The organism is Microbacterium sp. SORGH_AS_0888 (genome assembly GCF_030818905.1).
In the GTDB taxonomy this organism is placed as follows: Bacteria; Actinomycetota; Actinomycetes; order Actinomycetales; family Microbacteriaceae; genus Microbacterium.
Window position 1 is genome coordinate 679,372 of record NZ_JAUTAZ010000001.1, and the last position, 25,936, is coordinate 705,307.

Sequence of the window (25,936 nt, forward strand, 5' to 3'; positions counted from 1 at the left end):
CTCTAGTCTCCCACGGCGGCGTCGCCGGCGAGTGCCGCACGCATCGCGGCGATCACCTCGTCCTCGTTCTCGAGCGGTCGGTCGGGAGCGCCGCCCACGAAGATGCGCACCTGGAGGACCGCCTGCTGCAGCAGCATGCCGAGCCCGTCCCAGGCTTCGCCGCCCCGGCGCTGCCATGCCGTCCCGAGCACACTCGGCCAGTGGCCGTAGACCACGTCGTAGAGCGCGCCGCCGGCATCCGCGAGCGTGGCCGCGGCGTCGTCCGACAGCGGGGCGCCGCCGGGAAGGGCGGCGACCGTGAGCGGCACCGGCGCATAGGCGTCTGCGAAGAACGGGACCGGCGTGACGGCGACCCCCAGCAGGTCGCCTCCCAGGTGCTGCAGCGGCCCGACCGCGGTGCGCCGGCGCGCGACGACCTCGACCTCCTTCGCCCCCAGCTCGGCGAGGGCGACCAGCGCAGACGTCGCGGTGGAGCCGGCGCCGATGATGCGCGCCCGCTCGACGCCCGTGAACCCGCGTTCCCGCAGGTCGCGTACGAGCCCGCCGACGTCGGTGTTGAACCCGTGCGGTCCCGCCGCGCTCAACAGGTAGGTGTTGACGGCTCCCGTGAGCCGCGCGTGCCGATCGCGCTGGAACGCACGCAGGTGCGCGACCTGCTTGAGCGGCATCGTGAGGGAGAGGCCACGGTAGCTCGGTCCCAGCCCCTCGAGCTCGCGCGCGAACTCGTGCTCGGCGACCCGGCGACGCCCGTACACCCAGTCAAGTCCGAGCACGCGGTACGCCGCGGCGTGCAGGTCGGGCGACCGGCTGTGGTCGATCGGGTCACCCCAGACGGCGAGGTGCGTCAGCATCCCGCATCCGGATGATCCGTGCACCACGCGCGCCACTGCTCGACCGCCGCCTCGTGGTCTGCGTCGTTGGATGTGAACACGGTCTCGCCCGTGTCGAGGTTGACGGTGACGAAGTAGAGCCAGTCCCCGGCGGCGGGGTGCAGCGCCGCATCGATCGCGAGATCGCCGGGGTTCGCGATCGGCGTCGCCGGCAGACCCGTGATGACGTAGGTGTTCCACTTGTTGTCATCGGCGAGTGCGGCGGCGGAGCTCGACACCGTGCCGTCGTGCATGGAGCCGTAGCCGTACTGCGCCGTCGAGTCCATCTGCAGCTTCATGCCGATGTCCAGACGGTTCTGGATCACCCGCGAGACCTTGTAGAAGTCGTCGGTGTTGCGCGCCTCGCGCTGGATGATCGACGCGATCGTGAGGATGCGTTCACGGTCCGTCGCGGCGACCTGCGCATCGTCGAGCGCCTTCACGCTGCGATCGACCATCGTGCGGATGACGTCGTGCGGGGTCGTCCCGGGATCGAAGGTGTACGTCGCCGGGAACAGCCACCCCTCCAGCGACGGCGCACTCACGCCGTAGGCCGACGGGTCCGCGGCGGCCGCCTTCAGGTCGTCGAGCGACATCTGCAGCGCGCTGCTGATCCGCTCGAGCGAGGTGGACACCGTGAGCCCCTCCTGCAGCTGGACCGTGTTCGACATGCGGTTCGCGGGATCGAGCAGTGCGGCGACCGCGGCCGCCGCCGTCATCTTGAGCTGCAGCTTGTAGACGCCGGGCTGGAAGTCGGGGTTCTGGCCCGAGGAGACCAGGTACGAGTAGACCACGCCGGAAGTCCTGGTGACGCCGGCCTGGAACAGCGCGTCGGACACGTTCGCGCCCGTGTCGCCGGACGTGATCGTGACGGTGGCCTCGCCCTCGGCGATGCCGGCCTCGTAGTCGCTCGGCTCCTGCCATCCCATGAGCGAGCGGATCTGCGGCTCGTACGTGTTCCACACCCACAGGCCGGCTCCCGCGAGCCCGCCCAGCAGCACGACGACGATCGCGAACGCGATCCAGCCTGCGGCGCGGCGGCGGCGACGGGTCGGACGCGCCGGCGGGGCGCCGATAGCCTCCGTCGTCGCACGCCCGGTGAACAGGTCCTCCAGGTCGCCCGCCTGTCCCGTGGACGGGGTCTCGGCGGTGGGCCGTGCCTCCCGCGCCTCGCGGGCGGCACGTCGGGAGGGCGGCGGGGTGTCGGACATGTCAGACGTTCTCCTCGGCCGGGGGTACGGGTGCTCCGGCCGGTCGCCCCGTCTGCTTCTCCGCGTCGAGCGCACTCTGCAGCAGGATGACGGCGGCGACTTGATCGACAATGCTACGAGAGTTCCGCTGCGAACGACCGGACTGGCGCAGAACAGCGTGGGCGGATACGGTACTCAGCCTCTCGTCGACCAGGCGCACCGGGACGGGCGCCGCGGCGGCGACGGCCCCGGCGAACGCTCGCGCATCCGTGGTGGAGGGCGTGTCGGCGCCGCTCAGCGACGTCGGGAGCCCGACGAGGATCTCGACCGCCTCGTGCTCGACAGCCAGCTCCACGACCCGCGCCACCGCGACGCCATCGCGCCGAACGGTCTCGACCGGGGTCGCGAGCAGCCCGTCGGGGTCGCATCGTGCGACCCCGACCCGGGCTTTGCCCACGTCGACGCCGAGGCGCACGCCACGGCGGAATCCGCTCACGCGGCGCCGATCAGGCGGCGGACCTCGGCGAGGGCGTCGCCCAGACGTGCCAGGGTCGGCGCCGCCGCCCTGGGCGACGTCGTCACGTCCACCGCCTCCTCCGCCGAGCACGGCGGCCGCGGCCTTGGCGAGCACGCCCGCTCGGGCTCCGTGACCGCGCGCGCCGTCGTTCGTCGCGACGACGACCGTCGGGCGACCTCCCACGATCGCGCCCAGCGCGACGACCGCCGCACGGTCGTTCATCCGGTCCCGCACCTGCAGGGTGAGGGTACGCAGGTCGTCGGCCGAGGCCGCTTCGCCGACGGATGCCGCCACCAGCGACACGTCCCCGATGCGGGTGGCGGACTCGGCCAGCGCCGGCGCCCGCTCCGCGAGCGCACGCGCCTCGAAGGCGGCGATCTTCTTCTCCGCCGCCTTCAGGTTCGCGGTCAGCTCGGCGATCCGCGCGGGCAGCTGATCGCGCGGCGCCTTCAGCGCCGTCGAGAGCTGCGAGACGATCGACCGCTCTGCGGCGAGCTCGCGGAAGGCGTCGAGTCCCACGAGGGCTTCGACACGGCGGTTCGAGGCGCCCACGGACGACTCGCCCACGAGGCTCACGAGCCCGATCTCGGCGCTCGAGGAGACATGCGTGCCACCGCACAGCTCGCGCGACCAGGGGCCGCCGATGTCGACCATGCGCACCGTGTCGCCGTACTTCTCGCCGAACAGCGCCATCGCGCCGAGCTCCTTGGCCTCCGCGAGCGAGAGCACCCGCGTCGTGACCTCGAGGTTGTCGCGCACGGCGTTGTTGGTGATCTCCTCGATCTCGCTCTTGGTCGCATCCGACAGTGCCTGGCTCCACGTGAAGTCGAAGCGGAGGTATCCGGCACGGTTCAGCGAGCCGGCCTGCGTGGCGCTGCGGCCCAGCGTGTCGCGGAGGGCCGCGTGCACCAGGTGGGTCGCGGAGTGCGCCTGACGTGCGGCGCGGCGATTGACCGCATCCACGACGGTCGTGGCGGCGGCGCCGACGGCGACCTCACCCGCCGTGACCTCGACCGTGTGGCTGATGAGGCCGGGCACGGGACGCTGGACGTCGAGGACCTCGAGCTCGTAGCCGGGACCGACGATCACGCCCTTGTCCGCGACCTGACCGCCGGACTCCGCGTACAGCGCGGTCTCGGCCAGGACGACCTCCGCGATCTGGCCCTCGCCCGCACGATCGACCGGGATGCCGTCGACCAGCAGTCCGAGCACGCTCGACTCGGTCTCGAGGTCGGTGTACCCGGTGAAGACGGTCTCGCCGGCGGCCCGCAGCTCGCGATACACCGAGTGGTCCGCGATCGCACGGCGCCGCGCCTTGGCGTCGGCCTTCGCGCGGGTCTTCTGCTCCTGCATGAGCTCGTCGAACGCCGCGCGGTCGACATCCAGCCCGGCCTCTGCGGCGACCTCGAGCGTCAGGTCGATCGGGAAGCCGTAGGTGTCGTGCAGGAGGAAGGCCTCCGAGCCGGACAGCGTGGCGCCGCCTGCGGACTTCGTCTGCGCGACCGCCGTGTCGAGGATCGTCGACCCCGACGCAAGGGTGCGCAGGAACGTGTCCTCCTCCGCGAACGCATACTGCGAGATGCGGTCCCAGTCGGTGGCGACCTCGGGGTAGGCGGACGCCATCGCGTCACGGGAGGCGGAGAACAGCTCGGGGAAGGTCGGGCCGTCCACCCCCAGCAGGCGCATGGCGCGGATGCTGCGGCGCATGAGGCGGCGGAGGATGTAGCCCCGTCCCTCGTTCGAGGGCGTCACCCCGTCCGAGAGCAGCATGAGCGACGAGCGCACGTGATCGGCGATGACGCGGTAGCGCACGTCGTCCTCGTGCTCGCGCCCGTAGGGGCGGCCGGAGAGCTCGACCGCGCGGTCGAGGACCGGACGCACCTGGTCGGTCTCGTACATGTTCTCGACGCCCTGCTTGATGAAGGCGACCCGCTCCAGCCCCATCCCGGTGTCGATGTTCTTGTGGGGCAGCTCGCCGACGATGTCGAAGTCGACCTTCGATCGCACGTTGTTGATCGCGTACTGCATGAACACGAGGTTCCAGATCTCGGTGAAGCGGTTGTCGTCCACCGCAGGACCGCCGTCGCGACCGTAGGCGGGACCGCGGTCGAAGTAGATCTCCGAGCAGGGTCCCGCGGGTCCCGGCTGGCCGGTCGACCAGTAGTTGTCCTCACGTCCCATCCGCTGGATGCGCTCCTCGGGCAGGCCCGCGATCGTGCGCCACAGGCCGGCGGCCTCGTCGTCGGTCTCGTAGACCGTGACCCAGAGGTCCTTCTCGGCGAAGCCGAGTCCGCCGTCGGCCTCGGGACGCGTGAGGAGCTCCCACGCGTACGTGATGGCGCCCTCTTTGAAGTAGTCGCCGAAGGACCAGTTGCCGAGCATCTGGAAGAAGGTGCCGTGGCGCGCGGTGTGCCCGACCTCTTCGATGTCGTTCGTGCGGATGCACTTCTGCACGTCGGCGGCGCGCGGGAAGGGCGCGGGGACCGTGCCGTTCAGATACGGCACGAACGGCACCATGCCGGCCACCGTGAACAGCAGCGTCGGGTCGTCGCTGACGAGCGAGGCGGAGGGGACGATGACGTGGTCGTTCTTCTCGAAGAAATCGAGGTAACGGCGCGCGATCTCGGCAGTCTTCATGGATGTTCCTCGGTACGGGCGCGCGAAAGCCCCCGAGGGGCGCGCGGCGGTGTCAGTCTGCGTCGCGGGCGGCGGCGGGCGCATCCGCCTCGATGAGCTCGTTCAGGCGGGCCTGCTGGTCGCGGTAGGCGTCGCCCATGCGATCGGCGAACTCGGAGATACGGGCGTCGACCTCGGCGAGCAGCTCGTGTCCACGCGGGTCCTTGTCGACGAGGTGGGCGAGCACGAACCCGGCCAGCGTGCCGAACACAAACCAGAAGAAGCTCTTCACCGCAGACATCCTCGCTCTCGTCGCTCGACGCGACATCCCCATCGTAGTCGGCATCCGCCGGCCGGTGCCGGGGACGACGGAGGGCGCCGGGAACCCCCGACGCCCTCCTTGTGTGCTGCGCTCAGCGCGCGGCGTAGTACTCGACGACCAGCTGGACGTCGCAGACCACGGGGACCTCGGCACGCTTGGGGCGGCGGACGAGACGGGCCTGCAGCGTCGACAGGTCGACCTCGAGGTAGCCCGGGACGGGGGGCAGCACCTCGGCGTGCCCGCCTGCGGCAGCCACCTGGAAGGGCTCGGTGCCCTCGCTGCGCTGCTTGACGTGGATGAGCTGACCCGGCTTCACACGGAACGACGGGCGGTCCACGATCTGGCCGTCGACCAGGATGTGGCGGTGCACGACGAACTGGCGGGCCTGAGCGGTCGTGCGGGCGAAGCCGGCACGGACGACGAGGGCGTCCAGACGCATCTCGAGCTGCTCGACCAGGTTCTCACCGGTCAGGCCGTCCTTGCGGCGGGCCTCTTCGAACTGGATGCGCAGCTGCTTCTCGCGGATGCCGTACTGCTCGCGCAGGCGCTGCTTCTCACGGAGGCGGACGGCGTAGTCGCTGTCGGCCTTCCGCTTGGTGCGGCCGTGCTCGCCGGGAGCGTAGGGGCGCTTCTCGAGGTAGCGCGCGGCCTTGGGGGTGAGCGCGACGCCGAGCGCGCGCGACAGACGGACCTTGCGGCGGTCCTGGGACTTCGTGACCACGAAGTGTTCCTTCCGATGACGCGGCCGTGACTCTCACGGCCCGCGGACGTATCTCCCCTTCCCCGGGCTTCGGGCGCACGCCGGGGCGCATCGAAGTGGCTTGACGGAAGGGGGATGCCCGAAAACTCGGTTTCGAGCCGGTTAAGTCTACCAGAATGGACCGTCGCCGCCGGCATCACCACCGGATCAGGACATCCTGCGAAGGCAGGAAGGTTGCGGCGGGACGCCGCCTGATCCGGCGAGATGGCCTGATGCGGCGCGAAGGATGCGGCTACTCCCCGTCGACGATGCGGCGGATCTTCTCGAGGCGCGCCTGCACATCGCGCTCCTGGCCGTGGTTCGTCGGCTCGTAGTAGCGGGTGCCGCGGAGGGTGTCGGGGAGATACTGCTGCGCCACGACGCCGATCTCGCTGTCGTGCGGGTACCGATAGCCCTTGCCGTGCCCGAGCCGTTTCGCCCCCGCGTAGTGCGCGTCGCGCAGGTGCTTCGGCACGCGCCCGGACTTGCCGGCACGGACGTCGGCGATCGCCTGGTTGATCGCGAGGTATGCGGCGTTCGACTTGGCCGTGGTGGCGAGGTACAGGGTCGCCTCGGCGAGCGGGATCCGCCCCTCCGGCATGCCGATGAACTGCACGGCGTCGGCGGCGGCCGTCGCGATCTGGAGCGCCTGCGGATCGGCGAGGCCGATGTCCTCCGCCGCCGAGATCACGAGTCGACGGGCGATGAACCGGGGGTCCTCGCCCGCTTCGATCATTCGCGCGAGGTAGTGGATCGCCGCATCCGGATCGGAGCCGCGGATCGACTTGATGAAGGCGCTGATGACGTCGTAGTGCTCGTCTCCCTGCCGGTCGTACCGCAGGAGCGCCCGGTCGACGGCCTGCGAGACGACATCGGCGGTCACCGGCTCTCCCTCGGGCGCCATGGATGCCGCGGCCTCCAGGGCCGTGAGCGCGCGCCGGGCGTCACCCGACGCGAGCTGGATGAGCGCGGCACGTGCTTCGGGCTCGAGCTCGACGGCACCGGCGAGCCCCCGCGCATCCGTGACGGCGCGATCGATCAGCTCGCCCAGATCGTCGTCGGACAGCGTCTCCAGCGTCAGCAGCAGCGACCGCGAGAGGAGCGGCGAGATGACCGAGAACGACGGGTTCTCCGTCGTCGCCGCGATCAGCACGACCCATCCGTTCTCCACGCCGGGCAGCAGCGCGTCCTGCTGGGCCTTCGTGAACCGGTGGATCTCGTCGAGGAAGAGGATCGTCGACTGTCCGTAGAGGTCGCGCTGGTTCAACGCCTCCTGCATGACCTCACGGACGTCCTTCACGCCCGCGGTGATCGCCGACAGCTCGATGAACCGCCGCCCGGAGGAACGGGCGATCGCCTGCGCGAGCGTGGTCTTGCCCGTGCCGGGCGGGCCCCAGAGGATGACCGACACGGCACCGGTCGTGCGACGCTCGGGGTCGGCGAGGGCGACGAGCGGCGAGCCCGGGCGCAGCAGATGGCGTTGGCCCGCCACCTCGTCGAGCGACACGGGCCTCATCCGCACCGCCAGAGGCGTGGGCGTGCCGAACAAGGCCGCCGATCCGCTCATGGTCCTCAAGGCTAGACGGATGCGGGGACATCGCGGGCCGCGCACTTTGGCGGCTCATGGTCCGGCACCGTAGGATCGTGCCGGTCTGCGAGGAGGACGTGTGGCGGCGACGGCGAGAGAGCGCGAGGAGCGTGCGGCACGGGAGCGTGCCCGCGTGTACGCCGCGCGGCAGGAACTGCACCGGCGACAGGTCGGCCGCCGACGCCGGGACGACGTGATCGCGGGCGTCGCGGGCGGCATCCTCGTGCTGGCGATCGCCGGAGTCCAGTTCGCGTACTACGAGACGGGGCCCGGCGCGCCGGCGCCGAGCGACACCTCGACGTCCACGCCCCAGCCGACCACGACCGACGCCGTGTCGCCGGATCCCGCGTCGACCGATGGGGGCATCCCGGACCCCGCGAGCACGCCCGCGGGCTGAGCGACCTCCTGCTCCTGGGTCCGACGGCGGGTCGCGTACTAGGCTGAGTGGCATTGCCCGCCGACCGACGTGAGCTGCCTGAGGTGCCTGTGACCACCGAATCCACCCCCGATTCCTCCGAGAACGCCCCCTGGGGGCGTGTCGACGACGACGGCACGGTCTCCGTCCGCGACGGCGACCAGTGGCGGGTCGTCGGTCAGTTCCCCGACGGCGACCCCGAGGAAGCCCTCGCCTACTTCCAGCGCAAGTACGCCGATCTCGCCTCCGAGGTCACGCTGCTGGAGGTCCGGCACCGTCGCGGCGGCGCGTCCGCGTCCGACCTGCGCCACACGGCGACGACCCTGCGAGCGAAGATCTCCGGCGCGTCCGCCGTCGGCGACCTCGCGGCACTCGACGCACGGCTCACCGCGATCACCGGTGAGCTGGAGCAGGCCTCCGCGACCGAGGCCGCCGCGGCCCGCGAGGCGGTCGACGCCGCGATCGCGGAGCGCACGGCCCTCGTCGAGCGCGCCGAGGCGCTCGCCTCGCGCGACCCCGGCTCGATCCAGTGGAAGCAGACCTCCGCCGAGCTCACGGCCCTGTTCGACCAGTGGCAGGCGCAGCAGCAGAACGGGCCGCGACTGCCCAAGTCGACGGCGCAGCAGCTGTGGACCCGCTTCCGCGACGCCCGCGCGACCCTCGAGCGCCACCGCCGCGCGTTCTACGCCGGTCTCGACGAGACGCACAAGCTCGCCCGCGACCAGAAGACCCGGCTCGTGGAACGGGCGGAGGCCCTCGCCTCGCAGGGCGAGGACGGCATCCCGGCCTATCGCGCGCTCCTGGACCAGTGGAAGTCCGCCGGCCGAGCCGGCAAGAAGATCGACGACGCGCTCTGGGCACGGTTCAAGGCCGCGGGCGACGCTCTGTACGGGGCCCGCGTGGAGCGCGAGAGCGCCCAGGCGGAAGAGTCGAAGGAGCGCATCGAGCGCAAGCGCGAGCTGCTCGCGTCGGCCCGCGACATCCCCGACGAGAAGGACATCGCGAAGGCTCGTCAGCGTCTCACCGCCGTGCAGCGCGAGTGGGACGAGATCGGACGTATCTTCCCGCGCGAGGCGGAGCGTTCCCTCGACGACGATCTCCGCAAGATCGAGCAGGGCGTGAAGTCCCGCGAGGACGCCGACTGGAAGCGCAACAATCCGGAGACCAAGGCCCGCGCCAACGATCTGACACGGCAGCTCACCGACGCGATCGCGAAACTCGAGGACGAGCTCGCCGAGGCGCAGGCCTCCGGCAACGCTCGCCGCATCAAGGACGCGACCGAGGCGCTCGAGGCCCGCAAGGCGTGGCTGCGCGCGATCGGCGGCTGATCCTCCGCTCCCCCGCCGGGTGATCATCGTCGGCTTTCCACAGACCACGAGGGAGGCCGGCCTCGGTGGAGCGCCATGCGCGAGACTGCCGATATGGCATCCTCGGTCCTGCACTTCGCCGGCGACCGGCTCTCCGAGCCCGAGCTCTGCGCGGCGCGGATCGACGGCCACGTCGTCGCGCTCGGCGAGGGCTACCTCGCCGCGGACGCGATCGAGTCACCCGCGCTGCGCGCCGCATCGCTGCGTCCGCTGCTCGGCGCGGACACCGCCGCGACCCATGAGAGCGCCGCGTGGATCCACGGCGCGATCGAGTCGCCGCCCGCACGCCACAGCGTGCAGCGCATCACCACGACGCGCAAGCGCTACCGCCCCGCCGATCCGCGCTGCCGCTATCGGACGATGCTGCTCCCCGACGCCGACCTCGTCCGCATCGCCGGCGCGGCCGTGTCCTCGCCCACCCGCACGCTCATCGATCTCGCACGCGAGGGATGCGACCCCTCGATCGTGCGAGACATCCTGACGTTGTTCCCCCAGGCGCTGCCGGAGGCGCTCGCCCGGCTCGAGGCGAGCGTGGTCCCCGGCAAACGTGCCGCGCTCCGGCTGCTTCGCGCCTAGGAGGACGTCACGCGATAGACGTCGTAGACGGCGTCGATCCGGCGCACCGCGTTCAGCACGCGGTCCAGGTGCACGGTGTCGCCCATCTCGAACACGTAGCGGCTGAGCGCGAGGCGGTCGTTGGTCGTCTGCACACTGGCCGAGAGGATGTTCACGTGGTGCTCGCTGAGCACACGGGTGATGTCGCTGAGCAGTCCCGACCGGTCCAGCGCCTCGACCTGGATCTGCACCAGGAACACGCTCTTGGTGGTCGGCGCCCACTCCACGTCGATCATCCGCTCGGGATCAGCCATGAGCGACTTCACGTTCGTGCAGTCCGTCCGGTGCACCGAGACGCCGCTGCCGCGGGTCACGAAGCCGATGATCTCGTCCCCCGGGACCGGCGTGCAGCACTTGGCGAGCTTGACGAGGATGTCGGGAGCACCCCGCACCAGCACGCCCGAGTCGCCGTCGCGCGGCGCCCGACCCCGCCCGATGTGCGGCAGGTCGATCGGCCCGGTGTTGGTGTCGTTCGCGGCGACGAGCGCCGTCACCTTCTCGAGCACGGACTGGGTCGAGACGTGTCCCTCGCCGACGGCGGCGTACAGGGCCGAGACGTCCTCGTACCGCAGCTGCTGCGCGACCTCGGCGAACGAGTCCTGGCTCATGAGGCGCTGCAGCGGAAGGTTCTGGCGACGCATCGCACGGGCGATGGACTCCTTGCCCTGCTCGATCGCCTCCTCACGGCGTTCCTTCGTGAACCAGCCGCGGATCTTGTTGCGGGCACGAGTGCTCTTGACGAAGCCGAGCCAGTCCTGGCTGGGCCCGGCGTCGGGGTTCTTCGAGGTGAACACCTCGACCACGTCGCCCGAGTGCAGCTCCGACTCCAGGGGCACGAGGCGTCCGTTGACCTTCGCCCCCATCGTGCGGTGCCCGATCTCGGTGTGCACGGCGTACGCGAAGTCGACCGGGGTCGCACCGGCCGGAAGTCCGATCACCCGCCCCTTCGGCGTGAACACGTAGACCTCTTTGGCGCCGATCTCGAAGCGCAGCGCGTCGAGGAACTCCCCCGGGTCCGCCGTCTCGGCCTGCCAGTCGGAGATGTGCGCGAGCCAGACCATGTCGGCGTCAGCGGCCTTGGGGTCGGTCTTGCCGCCCGCCATCCGCTCCTTGTACTTCCAGTGCGCCGCCACACCGTACTCGGCCTGCTGATGCATCTCGTTCGTACGGATCTGGATCTCGACCGTGCGTCCGTGCGGTCCGATGACGGTCGTGTGCAGCGACTGGTAGAGGTTGAACTTCGGCGTCGCGATGTAGTCCTTGAAACGCCCGGGGAGCGGAGTCCAGCGGGCGTGGATCGATCCGAGAACGGCGTAGCAGTCGCGCACCGTCGCGACGATCACCCGGATGCCGATGAGGTCGTAGATGTCATCGAACTCGCGCCCCCGGACCACCATCTTCTGGTAGACGGAGTACAGCTGCTTCGGGCGGCCGACGACACGGCCGCGGATGCGCAGCTCGCGCAGGTCGGCGTCGACCGCGTCGATGACGTTCTGGACGTACTCCTCGCGCTGCGGTGTGCGCTGCTTGACGAGGCTCTCGATCTCCGCATAGAGCTTGGGATGCAGCACGGCGAACGAGAGGTCCTCGAGCTCGGACTTGATCGCCTGGATCCCCAGCCGGTGCGCGAGCGGCGCGTAGATCTCGAGCGTCTCGGTGGCCTTCTTTGCGGCCTTCTCCGGCGGAACGAAGCCCCAGGTGCGCGCGTTGTGCAGCCGATCGGCGAGCTTGATGACGAGAACGCGGATGTCGCGGCTCATCGCGACGATCATCTTGCGCACCGTCTCGGCCTGGGCCGCGTCGCCGTACTTGACCTTGTCGAGCTTGGTGACCCCGTCGACGAGCATCGCGACCTCGTCGCCGAACTCGGCGCTCAGCGCCGACAGCTCGTAGCCGGTGTCCTCGACCGTGTCGTGGAGGAGCGCCGCCGCGATCGCCTTCGGCCCGAGGCCGAGGTCGGCGAGGATCTGCGCGACCGCCAGCGGGTGCGTGATGTACGGCTCGCCGCTCTGTCGCTTCTGCCCACGGTGCGCTTTCTCGGCAACCGCGTAGGCACGCTCGATGATGGAGAGGTCGCCGCGCGGATGGTGCGTGCGCACGGCGCGGATGAGCTGGTCGATGTCGTCGACCCGCGCGGCGCGCGAGAAGATGCGGGGAACGAGGCGGCGCAGCGATGAGGTCTGGGCTGCCGCGGGTGCGGTCTCGGTCATCGTCCTGTCACCACCTCCCCGCGGATCGTCCCATCCTATTCCCCACGGGTCCCCCGGGCGCGCGCCGGCTCAGGCCGGCGTCCCGGCCTTCTCGCGCGCGGCGAGCACCCGGGTGTCGCGGAGACGCACCTTCTTCTCGCCCTCACGGAAGAGGGAGTAGAGCGGTGCGGCCACGAACAGCGTCGAGTAGGCCGCGACGATCGTTCCCACGAAGATCGACAGCGAGATGTCGGTGAGGGTCTGCGCGCCCAGCCAGAACGCGCCGATGAACAGGATCGCACCCGTGGGCAGGATGGCCACGACGGTCGTGTTGATCGAGCGGATCAGGGTCTGGTTGACCGCGAGGTTGACCGACTCGCCGAACGTCCGGCTCGCGAGCTCGCCGTCCTCACGCGTGTTCTCGCGGATCTTGTCGAACACGACCGTGGTGTCGTAGAGCGAGTAGGCGAGGATCGTCAGGAAGCCGATGACGGCGGCCGGTGAGATCGGGAAGCCGCACAGCGCATAGACGCCGACCGTGATCACGAGCACGTCGATGACGCCGATGATCGCTGCGGCGGACATCTTCCAGGTGCGGAAGTACAGGCCGAGGATGAGGAACGTCAGCGCGAGGAAGATCACCAGACCCCACAGCGACTGACGGGTGACGTCGGCGCCCCAGGTCGGTCCGATGAAGGACGAGGTCACCTCGCTCTCGCTCACGCCGTACGCCTGGGCGAGCGCCGAGCGCACCGCGAGGGTGTCCTCGTTGCTCATCTGGTCGGTCTCCACCCGAACGCCGCTGTCGCCGACCGTGGCGACCTTGACGGAGGTGCCCGCGACGACCGACTGCACGGCCGTCGTCGCCGTGCTCTGGTCGGGGTTGCTGAGACCCGTCACGGTGAACTGCGAGCCGCCGGTGAACTCGATCGAGAGCTGCACGGGCTTGATGAACGGCACCAGCACGGCACCGAGCACGAGCACGGCCGCGATGATGAACCAGAGCCGCCGACGTCCGACGAACGGGAACGAGGTCTTGCCGGTGTACAGGTCGTTTCCGAGCTGATTCATGCTGCGCATCAGTCGTCGCCGCCCTTCGATCCGGTCGTCCCGGTACTGGATGCGGCCGCCTCGGCCGCCTTCTTGCGTTCGGCGATCGTCTGTCGGCGGTCGGCCTCGCCGCGCGACTTGGCCACACGTCCGGAGACGGCCTGCGGAGCGCGGAACTGGGCGCGACCGCGGTAGACGGCACCGAGGGCTTCCGGATCGAGGCCGGAGAGCTTGTGACCGGAGCCGAAGAACCGCGTGCGGACGAGGAGCTGCATGACGGGGTGCGTGAACAGGATGAAGATCAGCACGTCGATCGCCGTCGTCAAGCCGAGCGTGAACGCGAAGCCCTTCACGGTGGCGTCGGCGAGGATGTACAGCACGACCGCGGCGAGCACGTTGATCGACTTGGAGATGTAGATCGTGCGCTTGGCCCGACCCCATCCGTCCTCGACGGCGGCCGTGATGCTCTTGCCGTCGCGCAGCTCGTCCCTGATGCGCTCGAAGTAGACGATGAACGAGTCGGCGGTGAACCCGATCGTGACGATCAGACCCGCGACACCTGCCAGCGAGAGACGGAAGCCCATGCGCCAGGCGAGGATGCAGAGCATGAGATAGGTCAGCACGCCCATGACGCCGAGCGAGGCGATGATGACGGATCCAAGAGCGCGGTAGACGGCGAGGGAGTAGATCGCGACGAGCGCCAGACCGATGAGCCCCGTGATCAGACCGATCTGGAGCTGCTGCGACCCGAGCGTCGCCGAGATGGTGTCGGAGCTCTGCACCGAGAAGCTCAGCGGCAGTGCGCCGTACTTGAGCTGGTCGGCCAGCGTCTTGCTGCTCTCCTGGGTGAACGAGCCGGAGATCTGCGGCTTGCCGTCCGTGATGATCGCGTTCATCGACGGGGCCGAGAGCACCGATCCGTCGAGGACGAAGGCGAACTGGTTGCGGGGCGCCTGCAGCGGGTAGAGCCGCTGGCTGATCTCGGTGAACGCCGCGGTGCCCTTGGCATCGAACACGATGTTGATGACCCACTGGTTGTTCTGGCTGTTCAGGCCCGCGCTCGCGTCGGTGATCGACGAGCCGTCGATCTCGACCGGTCCGAGGATGTACTTGACGGAGCCGTCGGCCTCACACGTGATGAGCGGCTGGTCCGCGGGCTGCGTGGCGGGGGTGTTGTTGGGGTCGGAGCAGTTGTAGGCCTGGAAGCGGGCGTACAGCTCCGGCGTGATCCAGTTCGGGTCGCTGCCGTCCGTCGGGCTGATCGTGGGGGTCGACTGGAGAGACGGATCGGGAGTCGGGTAGGGCGTCGGAGAGCCGTCGGCGCCGATCTGCGCACCCGAGACCTCCTGCGACGAGAACAGGACCGCGCGCAGCTGCAGCTGCGCCGAGGCCTCGATGCGCTGACGGGTCTGCTCGTCGGCCTCGCCCGGGATCTGGACGACGATGTTGCGTCCGCCCTCCGTCGTGACGGAGGCCTCACCGACGCCGGAGGCGTCGATGCGCTGACGGATGATCGTGACCGCCTGGTTCATCTGCTCGCTGCTGGGGCTGGCGCCGTCGGGCGTCTGCGCGGCGAGGATGATCTGCGTTCCGCCCTGCAGGTCGAGGGCGAGCTCGGGGACCCACGAGCTCTTCTGGAAGACGTAGACGCCGAGGGCGTTGACTCCCGCCAGCACCGCGACGATCGCCAACAGGCCGATCAGTGCGCGCCAGGCATGGCGGACGGGGCTCGATGTCGCCACGGACACTCAGCTTTCTTGTCGAGTGGAGAGGGGCTCAGGCGCCCGGCTTGGCCGGGTCCTCCGGCTCGTCGTCCTTGCGCGCGCTCTTCTTGTCGTCGCTGATCGAGGTGATGTCGCCGTCGGCGACACCCGCGATGTACTCCGCCTCCGAGGCCTCCGCCTCGATGAACTCGTCCTCCGTCACGACCCCCTCGGCGGGGTTCACGACGCGGAGGATCGCCTGGCTGTGCACGCGGATCTCGACACCGGGCGCGACCTGCACGACGGCGGGCTGGTCGAGGTTGTCCGGGTCGAAGGACACGATCGTGCCGTACAGGCCGCCCTGGAGCAGCACCTCGGCGCCCGGGACCGTCTCGCGCGCCTTCTGCTCCTGCTCGGCCTTGGTCTTCTGCATGCGGCGGCGCGAGCTCCAGAACATGAACCCGAGGAGCACGACCAACAGGATGATCAGGCCATAGTTGGCGAAGAAGTTTGCGAAGTCCATGGAGTGCGCGGGACCTTTCGGGTGCGGCGCGCAGCGGAGCGCTACCGATCAGATGGAAAGCGGCGAAAGCCTCCTGCGATTATAGGTCATCGAGCCTCAGCGCCCCGTCGGGGTGCGGCATCCCCAGGTGCGCGTAGGCCTCCGGGGTCGCCACCCGGCCCCGTGGTGTGCGTCCCATCATCCCGATGCGGACCAGATAGGGCTCCACGACCGACTCGATCGTGTCGGCCTCTTCGCCCACGGCGACCGAGAGCGTGCCGAGTCCGACCGGCCCGCCACGGAACCGCCGGACGAGCATGTCGAGCACGGCGCGGTCGAGCCGGTCCAGCCCGATCGGATCGACGTCGTACAGCTCCAGGGCGGCGTCCACGGCCGCGAGCACACCGCCGGGGGGCGCCGGATGCACCAGCAGGTAGTCGCGGACACGGCGCAGGAGCCGGTTCGCGATACGGGGCGTTCCACGGGAACGACGGGCGATCTCGGCCTCCGCCTCCGGCGGGAGCTCGACGCCCAGCATCGCGGCGGAACGCGAGATCACCCGCTGCAGCTCCGCCGGCTCGTAGTACTCGAGGTGAGCCGTGAAGCCGAAACGATCGCGCAGCGGGTTGGGAAGCAGCCCGGATCGGGTCGTCGCCCCGACGAGCGTGAACGGGGCGAGATCGAGCGGGATGCTGGTGGCCCCCGCGCCCTTCCCGACCATGATGTCGATCCGGAAGTCCTCCATCGCGAGGTAGAGCATCTCCTCCGCCGACCGCGCCATGCGGTGCACCTCGTCGATGAAGAGGACCTCGCCCGGCGTGAGGCTCGACAGGAGCGCCGCCAGGTCGCCCGCGTGCTGGATGGCGGGCCCGCTGGACAGGCGCAGCGGCCGGGCGCTCTCGTGGGCGACGATCATCGCGAGGGTCGTCTTGCCGAGCCCGGGGGGCCCGGACAGGAGGATGTGATCGGGTGAGCGCTGCTGCATCCTGGCGGCGTCCAGCAGCAGCTGCAGCTGACCGCGGACCTTCTGCTGCCCGATGAACTCGCCGAGCGAGGACGGACGCAGCGCCCCTTCGATCGCCAGCTCGGACTCGTCGAGCGCGCGACCGTCGCGCAGCTCATCCACGGCCGGCTCCCGCCTTGGCCGGGCCGAGGTGCGCGAGCGCACGGCGGAGCAGCCCGCTCACAGTGCGCTCCGCGTCGGGCGCGCCCTCGGCGACCGCGGCGACCGCATCGGCCGCGACACGCTCTGGCCACCCGAGACCGACCAGCGCCTGCACGACCTGGCCGTCGAGCTGCGCGGGAGCCTCCGCGGCCGCGTTGCCGCCGGCCGGGGCCACCGCGAGCCGGCCCGCGAGCTGGACCACGATGAGCTTGGCCGTCTTGGGGCCGATGCCGGACACCCGGCGGAACGGCGCGTCGTCCTCCTGTGCGACGGCGTCGGCGATCTGGGGCACCGTGAGGGCTGCGAGCACCCCCAGCGCCGACTTCGGCCCGACGCCGCTCACCGCGACGAGAGCCGAGAACACCGCGAGCTCCTCACGCGTGGGGAAGCCGACGAGCGAGAGCGAGTCGTCGCGCACGATGAGGGTCGTGTGCAGGTGGAGCTCGTCGCCGAGATGCGCGGTGCGGACGACCTCGGGCGTCACGGCGACGAGATAGCCGACGCCGGCGACCTCGAGGACGACGGAGTCGGCGGCGGTGTACGAGACCGTGCCGCGGAGGGAGGCGATCATGGCACGAGCCTATCCGGGCGTTCGCAGATATGTTCGATCGACACGCGCACCGCTCAGCGGCGGATGGCGCGCTCGGCGTCCCGCCACGCGCGCTGCGCGGGCGTGAGCCGACCGGTCTCGCCGACCTTCTGGCGCGGGTCGCTCCGCCAGGCGTGGCACAGCGCGAGCGCGAGCGCGTCCGCCGCATCCGCGGGCTGAGGCAGATCGGGCAGACGCAGCACGCGGGCCACCATCGTCTGCACCTGCAGCTTGTCGGCCGAGCCGTAGCCGGTGATCGCGGCCTTGACCTCGCTCGGCGTGTGCGTCTCAGCATCCAGCCCATGCTCGGCGGCGATCAGGAGCGCGACGCCGCTCGCCTGCGCCGTGCCCATCACGGTGTTGCGGTTGTGCTGGGCGAAGACGCGCTCCACCGCCATCACGTGAGGCTCGTACGTCACGACGGCCTCGCGGATCCCCGCGGCGATGACCCGCAGACGCTCCGCGATGGGCGCGTCGGGCGAGGACCGCACGACGCCCACGTGCACGAGGGACGCGGATCGATCCGCGCGCACGTCGACCACGCCGACACCGCACCGGGTGAGACCCGGGTCGATGCCGATCACGCGCAGCGGAGAGGACACTCCCCCACGCTACGCGTGGGCCCGCATCCCGGCGCGCAGGACGCGCCTACTCGTCGTTCTCGAGCTCGGCCTGCACCTCGGGCGTCAGGTCGAAGTTGCTGAAGACGTTCTGCACGTCGTCGCTGTCCTCGAGCGCGTCGATGAGGCGGAAGACCTTGCGCGCGGTCTCGGCGTCGACCTCGACCTTGAGGTTGGGAACGAACTCGACGTCCGCCGACTCGTACTCGATTCCCGCGTCCGTCAGCGCCGTGCGCACCTTCACCAGATCGCTGGCGTCGGTGACGAGCTCGAAGCCCTGCGCGTGCGGCTCGACCTCTTCGGCGCCGGCCTCCAGGGCCGCCATCATGACGTCGTCCTCGGTGGTGCCCTCGTCGGAGACGACGATGACGCCCTTGCGGGTGAAGTTGTATGCGACGCTGCCGGGATCGGCGAGCGTTCCGCCGTTGCGGCTGAGGGCGGTGCGCACCTCAGCGGCGGCGCGGTTCTTGTTGTCGGTCAGACACTCGATCATGAGCGCCACGCCGCTGGGGCCGTAGCCCTCGTACATGATCGACGAGTACTCGACCGACTCGCCGCCGATGCCGGCGCCGCGCTTGATCGCACGGTCGATGTTGTCTTTGGGGACCGAGGTCTTCTTCGCCTTCAGGACCGCGTCGAACAGGGTCGGGTTGCCCTGGAGGTCGGCACCGCCGAGCTTGGCGGCGACCTCGATGTTCTTGATGAGCTTGGCCCACGACTTGGCACGGCGGGCGTCGATGACGGCCTTCTTGTGCTTGGTCGTGGCCCACTTGGAGTGTCCGGACATGGGAGCCAGTTTACTCAGGAGGCGGTCAGGATCTTCGCGAGGGTGCGCAGGTTGCGCGTCGTCGTGGTGGCCTTCCACCGCGCCCTGCCGAGGATCCTGCCGAACGGCGTGTCCGGCGTGCGCCCCTTCTCCGGGTTCCAGTAGAGGACGCCGGATGCCGCACGCAGCGGGTCCTCGGCGGGGTCGAGGCCGTCCGCGGCGGCCGTCAGCTCGGCGAGGGCGTCACCGTCGCCGCAGAAGACGACGTAGGGCTGCCGGGACGCATCCTCGCGGTCGAACGGGAAGCCCTCGACGACGCTGCGCAGTTCCGCCAGGGTCACGAGGACGATCCAGGCCTCGTAGGCGAAGCGCTCGCGCAGCGCGTTCTCGATCCGGGTCTTCAGCCCCCGCCGCTCGTCGTCGGCGGCCTCGGGCGGGTCGGCCGTGCGGAATCGGACATTGCCGCTGGCGAGCACGGGTGTCACCGAGGCGAGCCCGAGGTCGGTGAACAGGAGCGCGAGGTCGGTGTTCCGGATCGTGATGCCGTTGACGTTGACGCCCCGCAGGAGCGCCACCCATGCGGTCACCGCCGCTGTTCCTGCACGGTGTCCAGGAACAGCCGGTGGAAGCGGATGTCGCCCGCGACCTCGGGGTGGAACGCCGTCCCGAGCAGCACGCCCTGCCGCACCGCCACGACGCCGCCGTCCGGGAGCTCCGCGAGGGGCTGGGCACGATCCCCGACCTGGACCACGAGCGGAGCGCGGATGAAGGTCGCGTGGGCGGGTTCGTCGAACCCGACGACGGCGAGCGCGGTCTCGAACGAGTCGGCTTGGCTGCCGAAGGCGTTGCGGCGGACCGTGACATCCAGCCCGCCGAAGCTCAGCTGGCCGGCGATGGGGTTCTCGATGCGGTCCGCGAGCAGGATGAGTCCGGCGCACGTGCCGTACATCGGCATCCCGTCCGCGATCGCCTGACGGATCGGCTCCCGCATCCCGAACGATCGCGACAGCTTGTCGATGACGCTCGACTCCCCTCCGGGGAGCACGAGCCCGCTCACCGCGGCGAGCTCTTCGGGACGCCGCACCAGCACCGGGTCCGCTCCGAGGCCGGAGAGGACCCGCACGTGCTCCCGCACATCGCCCTGCAGGGCGAGGACGCCGACGCGCGCGGGGCTACCAGCCACGCTCGGCAAGCCGGTGCGGTGCCGGGAGATCGGCGACGTTGATGCCGACCATCGCCTCGCCGAGCCCGCGGGAGACGTCGGCGATGACCTTCGGGTCGTCGAAGAACGTGGTCGCCTTGACGATCGCGGCCGCCCGCGCGGCGGGGTCGCCGCTCTTGAAGATGCCGGAGCCCACGAACACGCCGTCGGCGCCGAGCTGCATCATCATGGCCGCGTCCGCCGGGGTGGCGACACCGCCGGCGACGAAGAGCACGACGGGGAGGGAGCCGGACTCCGCGACCTCCGCCACCAGCTCGTAGGGGGCCTGCAGCTCCTTGGCCGCCACGTAGAGCTCGTCCTTCGAGAGCGAGGAGAGCGCCGCGATCTCGCCGCGGATCTTCCGGATGTGCTTCATCGCCTCGGACACGTCTCCGGTGCCGGCCTCACCCTTCGAGCGGATCATGGCCGCACCCTCCGTGATGCGGCGGAGGGCTTCGCCCAGGTTGGTCGCGCCGCAGACGAAGGGCACCGTGAAGCCCCATTTGTCGATGTGGTTCACGTAGTCGGCGGGCGAGAGGACCTCCGACTCGTCGATGTAGTCGACGCCCAGCTCCTGCAGCACCTGGGCCTCGACGAAGTGGCCGATGCGGGCCTTCGCCATCACGGGGATCGAGACCGCCTCGATGATGCCGTCGATCATGTCCGGATCGCTCATCCGCGACACGCCGCCCTGCGCCCGGATGTCGGCGGGCACGCGTTCGAGCGCCATCACGGCGACGGCGCCGGCGTCCTCCGCGATCTTCGCCTGCTCGGGGGTGACGACGTCCATGATGACGCCCCCCTTCAGCATCTCCGCGAGTCCGCGCTTGACGCGGGAGGAACCGGTGGTGGGAGTGGTCACAGGAAACCCTTCTTCTTGGCCTAGGCCAAAACGTAGCATGTCCCACGACGTAGACTTCACGGGATGACACTCACCGACCCGGCGCCGGCGATCACGGGAGCCACGGCGCTGGAGATCGCAGACAGCGTCCGAGGGCTCGTCGAGCGGGGGCTCCTCTCCCCCGGCGACGCCCTGCCGCCCGTGCGCGCGCTCGCGGAGCGCCTGGGCGTCAACCGCAACACGGTCGTCGCCGCCTATCGACAGCTCGCGCAGGCGGGCACGGTCGTCACCCGCGGGCGCGGCGGGACGCTCGTCGCGGGCGCCGCCCCTGTCGCGCAGGAGGGCTTCGCGGTCGGCACCGTGCTGCGCGACATAGGAACCGGGAACCCCGATCCCGCCCTCATCCCCGACCCGACGAAGGCACTCGCCCGCGTGGTGGGCCGACCGGTGCTGTACGGCGAGCCGGTCATCGATCCCGGACTCGACGCCTGGGCGACGGAGTGGATGCGCGAGGCGGTGGACGACGCGCTCGAGCTGCGTCTCACGATCACCGGCGGCGCGTCCGACGCGATCGAACGCCTGCTCGGGCAGGCGCTGGCGCGCGACGACGCGATCGCCGTCGAGGACCCCTGCTTCCTGTCGACGATGAACATCGTGCGTCTCGGCGGGTATCGCGCGGTGCCGGTGCCCGTGGACGACGAGGGCATGACGGTCGACGGGCTCCGATCTGCGTTGGAGGCGGGGGTCCGCGCGATCGTGTGCACGCCGCGCGCCCAGAACCCCACGGGTGCGAGCCTGTCGGAGGATCGCGCCGCGGCGCTCCGGCGTGTGCTCGCGGAGCACCCGTACGTGCTGATCATCGAAGACGACCACTTCTCGCTGCTCTCGCAGCGGCCGTACCACTCGCTCGTCGGACCCGGGCACCGACGCTGGGCGCTCATCCGGTCGGTGTCGAAGTTCCTGGGTCCGGACATGTGCCTGGCGATGACCGCCTCGGACCCGGAGACGGCGGCCCGGCTGGCGCTCCGGCTGAGCCCGGGCACCACCTGGGTCAGCCACCTGCTGCAGCGGCTCGCGCTCGCCCTGCTCGAGGACGCCTCGGTGCAGGCCGGCATCCGCCGCGCCGGCAGCCACTACGCTCGGCGCAACGCGCACGTCGTCGCGCTGCTGCAGGATGCCGGGGTGCGGGTGACCGGCGGCGACGGGCTCAGCCTGTGGGTGCCGCTCGGCGTCGCCGCGCGGGCCCGTGTGCGAGCAGCTGATGCGCCGCGGGTGGCTCGCGCGCCCCGGCGACGAGTTCGTGCTCGCCGACGCGTCCGCATCCGAGTGCCTACGCCTGACCGTCCACGACCTCACGGATGCCGAGGCCGCTCGCCTCGCGTCCGACCTCGCAGCCGCCGTGGCGGCGGCCCGTCCCATGAAAGCAGGAATGCACCCGTGAAGATCCTCTCGATCCAGTCCGCCGTCGCCTACGGACATGTCGGCAACTCCGCGGCCGTGTTCCCGCTTCAGCGCATCGGCGTCGAGGTGCTGCCGGTGTACACGGTCACGTTCTCCAACCACACCGGCTACGGCGCCTGGCGAGGTCCGCTCATCTCGCCCGACGACGTCCGCGACGTCATCACCGGCGTCGAGGAGCGCGGCGTGCTCGGCGAGATCGACGTGGTCCTCAGCGGATACCAGGGCGGCGAGGGCATCGCGGATGTGATCCTCGACGCGGTCGCACGCGTGAAGGCCGCGAACCCATCCGCCGTGTATGCCTGCGACCCCGTCATGGGCAACGCCAAGAGCGGCTGCTTCGTCGCACCGGCCATCCCGATCCTGCTCCGCGAGCGCGTGGTGCCGGCGGCGGACATCATCACCCCCAACCAGTTCGAGCTGGGGTTCCTGACCGGGACCGAGCCCGGAGACCTCGACTCGACGCTCGCCTCGGCGGATGCGGCGCGGGAGATGGGCCCGCGGACCGTGCTCGTCACCTCCGTCGAACGGCCGGACGCCCCCGAGGGCACGATCGAGATGCTCGCCGTGACGGACGACGGCGCCTGGATCGTCCAGACGCCCCGCATCCCCATGAAGGCCAACGGCTCGGGGGACGTCACGGCGGCGCTGTTCACGGCTCATCTCCGCGCGAGCGGGGATGCCGCGGACGCTCTCGCGAAGACCGTCTCGAGCGTGTTCGACCTGCTGCGCACGACGCACGAGTCGGGGCAGCGCGAACTGCAGCTGGTCGAGTCGCAGGAGTTCTATGCGCACCCGCGGATGCAGTTCTCGGTCACCCAGGTGCGCTGAGCCCGGGCACCGTTCCCGCGGTCGCCGACGCGAACCGGCGGCCGCTCAGGCGGGCCAGGCCTCCGCGACCGCCACCCGCACCTCGCCGAGCAGCTGCGGCAATGCCTTCGTGCGAGCGATGATGGGGAAGAAGTTGGCGTCCGACGCCCAGCGCGGCACGATGTGCTGGTGGAGGTGCTCGTCCACCCCGGCACCCGCCACCGCGCCCTGATTCATCCCGATGTTGAATCCGTCGCAGCGCGACACCTCACGCAGCACCCGCATCCCGGTCTGCGTCAGGACGCCGATCTCGGCGACCTCCTCCGGTGTGGCCTGGTCGTATGTTGCGATGTGCCGGTAGGGGCAGACCAGCAGGTGCCCCGAGTTGTACGGGAAGAGGTTCAGCAGCACAAAGGAGGTCGTGCCGCGGTGGACGATGAGCCCATCGGGATCCGACTTCTGCGGAGCGGCGCAGAACGGGCATCCCGACCCCCGCAGCGCTTCCGCGCCCGTGTTGATGTACGCCATCCGGTGCGGCGTCCACAGCCGCTGGAAGGCGTCGGGGACGCCGGCGAACGACGCCGCCGCTTCGAGGCCCGCGTCGGCGCCGGCGTCCCCCACGCTCACGCCAGGTCCTCCGCCGTGTCGACGAGCAGCTTGCCGGAGATCGCGGCCACGATCTTCTGGATCGCCTCGTCGACGGGGATGCCGTTGGTCTGGGTGCCGTCGCGGAACCGGAACGAGACGGTCCCGGCGGAGCGGTCCTGCTCCCCCGCGATCAGCTGGAGCGGCACCTTCTGCGTGGTGTGGGTGCGGATCTTCTTCGGCATGCGGTCGTCGGAGTGGTCCACCTCGGCGCGCACGCCCGCGGCCCGCAGTCGCGCCACGATGTCGTCGAGGTAGGGCGAGAACTCGTCCGCGACCGGGATGCCGACGACCTGCACGGGCGCCAGCCAGACCGGGAACGCGCCGGCGTAGTGCTCGAGCAGGATGGCGAAGAAACGCTCGATCGAGCCGAACAGCGCGCGGTGGATCATGACCGGGCGGTGCTTCTCGCCGTCCGGGCCCGTGTACTCCAGCTCGAAGCGCTCGGGCTGGTTGAAGTCGAGCTGGATCGTCGACATCTGCCAGGTGCGCCCGATCGCGTCGCGCGCCTGCACCGAGATCTTCGGGCCGTAGAACGCCGCGCCACCCGGGTCCGGCACGAGCTCGAGCCCCGAGGCCTCGGCGACCTCGCGCAGCGTCTCGGTCGCCTCGATCCACAGCTCGTCGGCGCCGATGAACTTCGGGTTGCCCTCCTCCTTCGTCGACAGCTCGAGGTAGAAGTCGTTCAGGCCGTAGTCGCGGAGGGTGGCCAGGACGAAGTCGAGGCTGTGGGTGAGCTCGCCCTTGACCTGGTCGGCCGTGACGTAGATGTGGGTGTCGTCCTGGGTCATGCCGCGCACACGGGTCAGGCCCGAGAGGGTGCCGCTCTTCTCGTAGCGGTAGACGGAGCCGAACTCGCTCAGCCGCAACGGCAGCTCGCGGTAGGAGCGTCCCCGCGAGCGGAAGATCAGGTTGTGGAACGGGCAGTTCATGGGCTTGAGGTAGTACTCCTGGCCCTCGCGGCTCACGTGCCCGTCGGCATCCACCACCTCGTCGAGCACCATCGGCGGGTACATGCCGTCGGCGTACCACTGCAGGTGGCCGCTGGTCATGAACAGGTCGCCCTTGGTGATGTGGGGGGTGTTGACGACCTCGTAGCCGTTGCTGAGCAGCCGCTCGCGCATGTAGCGCTCGATCTCGTATCGGATGATGCCGCCCTTGGGGTGGAACACGCTGAGGCCCGGACCGATCTCGTCCGGGAACGAGAAGAGGTCGAGCTCCTTGCCGAGCTTGCGGTGGTCGCGTTTGGCGGCTTCCTCCAAGCGCTGCTGGTATGCGCGCAGCTCGTCCTTGGTCGGCCAGGCGGTGCCGTAGATGCGCTGCAGCTGAGGGTTCTTCTCGCTGCCGCGCCAATAGGCGCCCGCAACCCGGGTGAGGTCCCAGCCGTTGCCGACGTGGCGGGTGCCGGGCACGTGCGGACCACGGCAGAGGTCGCGCCAGACGACCTCTCCCTCGCGGTTGACGTTCTCGTAGACGGTGAGCTCGGCGCCGCCGATCTCGGCGGACGCGCCCTCGGCCGCGCCGGCCCCGGAGCCCGGACCGCCGGCCAGCCCGATCAGCTCGAGCTTGAACGGCTCGCCCGCCATCAGCTCGCGCGCCTCGGTCTCGTCGACGACCCGGCGCACGAAGCGCTGGTTCTCGCGGACGATCCGCTCCATCTCCTTCTTGATCGCCTTGAGGTCCTCGGGGGTGAACGGGTCCACGTTGCCGAAGTCGAAGTAGAAGCCGTCGGTGATGGGCGGACCGATGCCGAGGGTCGTCTGCGGCTTGATGCGCTGCACGGCCTGCGCCATGACGTGCGCGGTCGAGTGGCGGAGGATGCTGAGGCCGTCGGGGCTGTCGACGGTCACCGGCTCGACCGCATCCGAGGCCTCGACCACCGTCGCGAGGTCCTTCAGCTCGCCGTTGACGCGGAGGGCGACGACGGAGCGGTCGGGGAAGAGGGCGAAGCCGTCGGCAGGGAACGAGACGGCAGGGGAAACGACGTCGGTCACGAGAGATCTCCAGAGGAATGCTGTCGGTCAAGGCTACCGGGGCGCGAGTGCGCCGCCGGGGGTGCTCAGCTTCGGACGCATGACACGTCCTGCCCGCTCAGGCCCGAAGCGTTCGCGTGCCGCACGTGACGAGCCGCGCCGGAATGCCGCGAGTCGCGGGGGCAC

The 25,936-nt window shown here is 70.4% G+C and carries 23 protein-coding genes and 1 pseudogene; 5 read left to right on the forward strand and 19 right to left on the reverse strand.

Annotated elements, in window-relative coordinates:
* Nucleotides 1-2: 2 nt before the first annotated feature.
* From QE381_RS03310 to QE381_RS03335, 6 genes are all read right to left on the reverse strand, one after another.
* On the reverse strand, nucleotides 3-851 hold the full coding sequence (locus tag QE381_RS03310) for a shikimate dehydrogenase (protein WP_307215491.1): 849 nt from the start codon (nucleotides 849-851) through the stop codon (nucleotides 3-5).
* Nucleotides 845-2,080 (reverse strand): endolytic transglycosylase MltG, encoded by a 1,236-nt coding sequence (gene mltG, locus QE381_RS03315; protein ID WP_307215493.1) that lies wholly within the window; start codon nucleotides 2,078-2,080, stop codon nucleotides 845-847. Before mltG ends, QE381_RS03310 begins: the two co-directional genes overlap by 7 nt.
* Nucleotide 2,081: 1 nt before the next feature.
* Nucleotides 2,082-5,213: an alanine--tRNA ligase gene (alaS, locus tag QE381_RS03320; RefSeq protein WP_307215495.1), complete on the reverse strand. Its 3,132-nt coding sequence runs from the start codon at nucleotides 5,211-5,213 to the stop codon at nucleotides 2,082-2,084.
* 52 nt (nucleotides 5,214-5,265) lie between these two features.
* Nucleotides 5,266-5,493 (reverse strand): ATPase, encoded by a 228-nt coding sequence (locus QE381_RS03325; protein ID WP_307215497.1) that lies wholly within the window; start codon nucleotides 5,491-5,493, stop codon nucleotides 5,266-5,268.
* Between the two features lie 112 nt (nucleotides 5,494-5,605).
* Complete coding sequence (rpsD, locus tag QE381_RS03330) at nucleotides 5,606-6,235, reverse strand: 30S ribosomal protein S4 (protein ID WP_307215499.1); 630 nt, start codon at nucleotides 6,233-6,235, stop codon at nucleotides 5,606-5,608.
* Between the two features lie 271 nt (nucleotides 6,236-6,506).
* Nucleotides 6,507-7,820: a replication-associated recombination protein A gene (locus QE381_RS03335; protein ID WP_307215501.1), complete on the reverse strand. Its 1,314-nt coding sequence runs from the start codon at nucleotides 7,818-7,820 to the stop codon at nucleotides 6,507-6,509.
* Between the two features lie 100 nt (nucleotides 7,821-7,920).
* Here QE381_RS03335 and QE381_RS03340 point away from each other — a divergent pair, with 100 nt between their 5' ends.
* The 3 genes from QE381_RS03340 (at nucleotide 7,921) to QE381_RS03350 (ending at nucleotide 10,199) form a co-directional block, all read left to right on the forward strand.
* Nucleotides 7,921-8,238, forward strand: a complete 318-nt coding sequence (locus tag QE381_RS03340; protein ID WP_307215503.1) for a dioxygenase — start codon at nucleotides 7,921-7,923, stop codon at nucleotides 8,236-8,238.
* A gap of 74 nt (nucleotides 8,239-8,312) precedes the next feature.
* Nucleotides 8,313-9,584, forward strand: coding sequence for a DUF349 domain-containing protein (locus QE381_RS03345; RefSeq protein ID WP_373426976.1), 1,272 nt, complete (start codon nucleotides 8,313-8,315; stop codon nucleotides 9,582-9,584).
* 93 nt (nucleotides 9,585-9,677) lie between these two features.
* A complete protein-coding gene (locus QE381_RS03350) occupies nucleotides 9,678-10,199 on the forward strand; it encodes a type IV toxin-antitoxin system AbiEi family antitoxin (RefSeq protein ID WP_307215507.1) in 522 nt (173 codons plus the stop codon).
* On the opposite strand, the gene QE381_RS03355 is transcribed toward QE381_RS03350, so the two are convergent.
* The 11 genes from QE381_RS03355 to pdxS form a co-directional block, all read right to left on the reverse strand.
* On the reverse strand, nucleotides 10,196-12,448 hold the full coding sequence (locus QE381_RS03355; protein WP_307215509.1) for a bifunctional (p)ppGpp synthetase/guanosine-3',5'-bis(diphosphate) 3'-pyrophosphohydrolase: 2,253 nt from the start codon (nucleotides 12,446-12,448) through the stop codon (nucleotides 10,196-10,198). The two genes, QE381_RS03350 and QE381_RS03355, sit on opposite strands and share 4 nt — an antisense overlap.
* A gap of 69 nt (nucleotides 12,449-12,517) precedes the next feature.
* Nucleotides 12,518-13,507: a protein translocase subunit SecF gene (secF, locus tag QE381_RS03360; RefSeq protein WP_307215511.1), complete on the reverse strand. Its 990-nt coding sequence runs from the start codon at nucleotides 13,505-13,507 to the stop codon at nucleotides 12,518-12,520.
* Nucleotides 13,507-15,219: a protein translocase subunit SecD gene (secD, locus tag QE381_RS03365; protein ID WP_307215513.1), complete on the reverse strand. Its 1,713-nt coding sequence runs from the start codon at nucleotides 15,217-15,219 to the stop codon at nucleotides 13,507-13,509. Before secD ends, secF begins: the two co-directional genes overlap by 1 nt.
* A 34-nt stretch (nucleotides 15,220-15,253) precedes the next feature.
* Nucleotides 15,254-15,703 carry a preprotein translocase subunit YajC gene (gene yajC / locus QE381_RS03370; RefSeq protein ID WP_307215515.1) on the reverse strand — a complete coding sequence of 150 codons (450 nt, stop codon included), beginning with the start codon at nucleotides 15,701-15,703 and terminating at the stop codon, nucleotides 15,254-15,256.
* 79 nt (nucleotides 15,704-15,782) lie between these two features.
* Nucleotides 15,783-16,808, reverse strand: a complete 1,026-nt coding sequence (gene ruvB / locus QE381_RS03375; RefSeq protein WP_307215517.1) for a Holliday junction branch migration DNA helicase RuvB — start codon at nucleotides 16,806-16,808, stop codon at nucleotides 15,783-15,785.
* Nucleotides 16,801-17,418 carry a Holliday junction branch migration protein RuvA gene (gene ruvA, locus QE381_RS03380; RefSeq protein ID WP_307215518.1) on the reverse strand — a complete coding sequence of 206 codons (618 nt, stop codon included), beginning with the start codon at nucleotides 17,416-17,418 and terminating at the stop codon, nucleotides 16,801-16,803. Before ruvA ends, ruvB begins: the two co-directional genes overlap by 8 nt.
* Before the next feature lie 53 nt (nucleotides 17,419-17,471).
* Nucleotides 17,472-18,038, reverse strand: a complete 567-nt coding sequence (gene ruvC / locus QE381_RS03385; RefSeq protein ID WP_307215520.1) for a crossover junction endodeoxyribonuclease RuvC — start codon at nucleotides 18,036-18,038, stop codon at nucleotides 17,472-17,474.
* Between the two features lie 46 nt (nucleotides 18,039-18,084).
* Nucleotides 18,085-18,843: a YebC/PmpR family DNA-binding transcriptional regulator gene (locus QE381_RS03390; RefSeq protein ID WP_307215522.1), complete on the reverse strand. Its 759-nt coding sequence runs from the start codon at nucleotides 18,841-18,843 to the stop codon at nucleotides 18,085-18,087.
* A 14-nt stretch (nucleotides 18,844-18,857) separates the two neighbouring features.
* Complete coding sequence (locus tag QE381_RS03395) at nucleotides 18,858-19,409, reverse strand: DUF1697 domain-containing protein (RefSeq protein WP_307215524.1); 552 nt, start codon at nucleotides 19,407-19,409, stop codon at nucleotides 18,858-18,860.
* Nucleotides 19,406-20,005, reverse strand: coding sequence for a pyridoxal 5'-phosphate synthase glutaminase subunit PdxT (pdxT, locus tag QE381_RS03400; protein WP_307215526.1), 600 nt, complete (start codon nucleotides 20,003-20,005; stop codon nucleotides 19,406-19,408). The genes QE381_RS03395 and pdxT overlap by 4 nt, the downstream gene beginning before the upstream one ends.
* On the reverse strand, nucleotides 19,995-20,924 hold the full coding sequence (gene pdxS / locus QE381_RS03405; protein WP_373426977.1) for a pyridoxal 5'-phosphate synthase lyase subunit PdxS: 930 nt from the start codon (nucleotides 20,922-20,924) through the stop codon (nucleotides 19,995-19,997). The genes pdxT and pdxS overlap by 11 nt, the downstream gene beginning before the upstream one ends.
* Before the next feature lie 24 nt (nucleotides 20,925-20,948).
* Between pdxS and QE381_RS03410 the strand changes: the two are divergent.
* Together QE381_RS03410 and pdxY are read left to right on the forward strand one after the other, a co-directional pair.
* Nucleotides 20,949-22,136, forward strand: a pseudogene (locus tag QE381_RS03410) (aminotransferase class I/II-fold pyridoxal phosphate-dependent enzyme); the annotation flags it as partial.
* Nucleotides 22,137-22,301: 165 nt separating this feature from the next.
* Nucleotides 22,302-23,153, forward strand: coding sequence for a pyridoxal kinase PdxY (gene pdxY / locus QE381_RS03415; RefSeq protein ID WP_307215528.1), 852 nt, complete (start codon nucleotides 22,302-22,304; stop codon nucleotides 23,151-23,153).
* Between the two features lie 45 nt (nucleotides 23,154-23,198).
* On the opposite strand, the gene QE381_RS03420 is transcribed toward pdxY, so the two are convergent.
* Nucleotides 23,199-23,759 (reverse strand): HIT domain-containing protein, encoded by a 561-nt coding sequence (locus tag QE381_RS03420; RefSeq protein ID WP_307215530.1) that lies wholly within the window; start codon nucleotides 23,757-23,759, stop codon nucleotides 23,199-23,201.
* Nucleotides 23,756-25,771: a threonine--tRNA ligase gene (thrS, locus tag QE381_RS03425; RefSeq protein WP_307215532.1), complete on the reverse strand. Its 2,016-nt coding sequence runs from the start codon at nucleotides 25,769-25,771 to the stop codon at nucleotides 23,756-23,758. Before thrS ends, QE381_RS03420 begins: the two co-directional genes overlap by 4 nt.
* Between the last annotated feature and the right edge of the window lie 165 nt (nucleotides 25,772-25,936).

Excerpts from the sequence above, each read along its gene's own strand:
- QE381_RS03310 (WP_307215491.1), bottom strand. The coding sequence starts at position 851 with ATGCTGACGCACCTCGCCGTCTGGGGTGACCCGATCGACCACAGCCGG.
- mltG (WP_307215493.1), bottom strand. The coding sequence starts at position 2,080 with ATGTCCGACACCCCGCCGCCCTCCCGACGTGCCGCCCGCGAGGCGCGG.
- alaS (WP_307215495.1), bottom strand. The coding sequence starts at position 5,213 with ATGAAGACTGCCGAGATCGCGCGCCGTTACCTCGATTTCTTCGAGAAG.
- QE381_RS03325 (WP_307215497.1), bottom strand. The coding sequence starts at position 5,493 with ATGTCTGCGGTGAAGAGCTTCTTCTGGTTTGTGTTCGGCACGCTGGCC.
- QE381_RS03335 (WP_307215501.1), bottom strand. The coding sequence starts at position 7,820 with ATGAGCGGATCGGCGGCCTTGTTCGGCACGCCCACGCCTCTGGCGGTG.
- QE381_RS03350 (WP_307215507.1), top strand. The coding sequence starts at position 9,678 with ATGGCATCCTCGGTCCTGCACTTCGCCGGCGACCGGCTCTCCGAGCCC.
- QE381_RS03355 (WP_307215509.1), bottom strand. The coding sequence starts at position 12,448 with ATGACCGAGACCGCACCCGCGGCAGCCCAGACCTCATCGCTGCGCCGC.
- secF (WP_307215511.1), bottom strand. The coding sequence starts at position 13,507 with ATGCGCAGCATGAATCAGCTCGGAAACGACCTGTACACCGGCAAGACC.
- yajC (WP_307215515.1), bottom strand. The coding sequence starts at position 15,703 with ATGGACTTCGCAAACTTCTTCGCCAACTATGGCCTGATCATCCTGTTG.
- ruvA (WP_307215518.1), bottom strand. The coding sequence starts at position 17,418 with ATGATCGCCTCCCTCCGCGGCACGGTCTCGTACACCGCCGCCGACTCC.
- QE381_RS03390 (WP_307215522.1), bottom strand. The coding sequence starts at position 18,843 with ATGTCCGGACACTCCAAGTGGGCCACGACCAAGCACAAGAAGGCCGTC.
- pdxS (WP_373426977.1), bottom strand. The coding sequence starts at position 20,924 with ATGCTACGTTTTGGCCTAGGCCAAGAAGAAGGGTTTCCTGTGACCACT.